1 protein-coding gene is annotated in these 253 nt (G+C 53.0%); it reads right to left on the reverse strand.

Features of this window, described 5'->3' with window-relative positions; all coding sequences use genetic code 11:
- On the reverse strand, nt 1-248 hold a 248-nt coding region (gene tnpA, locus IV91_RS0113055), incomplete at its 3' end, for an IS200/IS605 family transposase (protein WP_031599174.1).
- Between the last annotated feature and the right edge of the window lie 5 nt (nt 249-253).

The following is a 253-nucleotide window of genomic DNA, read 5'->3' on the forward strand; positions in this document are numbered from 1 at the left end:
CTGTTCACCAGTACGGACACCGCCAGCTTGGGCGGATACTCCACCAACAGATGCACATGATTGTCCTCCCCATCCATTTCCACTAGGGACGCTTCCATGTCTTCGCAGACCTTGCCGAACATCCGGTGCATCCGGTCGATGGCATCGCCGTCAAACACTTTGCGGCGATATTTCGCCACAAAGACCAAATGGACGTGCATCTTGAAAACGCAATGCCTGCCGTGTCGAATTTCGTTGTCTTTTTCCATAGACC

The sequence above is a fragment of the Ferrovum myxofaciens genome (assembly GCF_000735045.1).
In the GTDB taxonomy this organism is placed as follows: Bacteria; Pseudomonadota; Gammaproteobacteria; order Burkholderiales; family Ferrovaceae; genus Ferrovum; species Ferrovum myxofaciens.